General features: G+C 41.2%; 1 protein-coding gene. It reads left to right on the top strand.

Translation table 11 applies throughout. The features are described from left to right. On the top strand, window positions 1-1,084 hold a 1,084-nt coding region (gene ltrA, locus FTT85_RS18510), incomplete at both ends, for a group II intron reverse transcriptase/maturase (protein WP_180184122.1).

The following is a 1,084-nucleotide window of genomic DNA, read 5'->3' as shown; positions in this document are numbered from 1 at the left end:
GAAAAGCATTTAAAGAACAACCTATACAAACTATGGAATCGACTTTGTTCTGGCAGTTATTTTCCACCGCCAGTTAAGGCTGTTCCGATTCCAAAGAAGTCAGGTGGCGTGCGTATACTAGGTATTCCAACAGTTGCAGATCGAGTCGCGCAAACAGCAGTTAAGCTCTTATTAGAGCCGAAAATTGATCCATTATTTCATCCAAACTCATATGGATATCGTCCGGGGCGTTCTGCCCATGATGCAATTGCGATAGTGAGGAGACGAAGTTGGGATTATGACTGGGTTGTGGAATTTGATATCAAAGGTCTCTTTGATAACATCGACCATGATTTACTAATGCGTGCACTCAAGAAACACTGTGAAATTCCATGGATTCTTTTATATGTGCAACGTTGGTTAAAAGCACCAATGCAACACATAAATGGCCATCTTTTAGAAAGGAATCGCGGCACACCACAAGGTGGTGTTGTGAGTCCTTTATTGGCGAATTTATTTATGCATTATGCTTTTGATATGTGGATTACGAAACATCTTCAAAGTGTACGGTTCTGCCGTTATGCAGATGATGGCGTAATTCATTGTCGGAGTTTATCTCAAGCCAAACTTGTTTTACAAAAGATCGATGCACGATTTCGTGAATGTGGTCTCGAATTGCATCCAGACAAGACAAAGATTGTTTATTGCCAAGATATTAATCGTCGTAAAGCATATCCCGATGTTCAATTTACTTTTCTCGGGTACACGTTTAGGCCCCGTAAGGCTGTGGACAAGTATAAAAGAGTTTATGTAAATTTCTCTCCTGCAGCCAGTCGTGATGCACTTAAAGCAATGCGACAGACTATTCGGAAATGGCATCTACATCTGATGTGTAATCGCGAATTAAGTGATTTATCTGCAATATTCAATCCAATTCTTCAAGGTTGGCAGCAATACTATGGTCGATTCCATGGTTCAGCAATGTCAGCGATCTGGCAACACATGAATGCTTATCTTATACGCTGGATGAGGCGTAAGTATAAAAACTTGGCCCGTCATAAAAGACGGGCTAGATATGCCTTAGGGCGACTTGCGCGTGATTTTC

This window comes from Acinetobacter sp. YH01020 (assembly GCF_013420275.1).
In the GTDB taxonomy this organism is placed as follows: Bacteria; Pseudomonadota; Gammaproteobacteria; order Pseudomonadales; family Moraxellaceae; genus Acinetobacter; species Acinetobacter amyesii.
The sequence above is the reverse complement of the archived record's forward strand: the minus strand, read 5'-3'. Positions and strand labels throughout refer to the sequence as shown.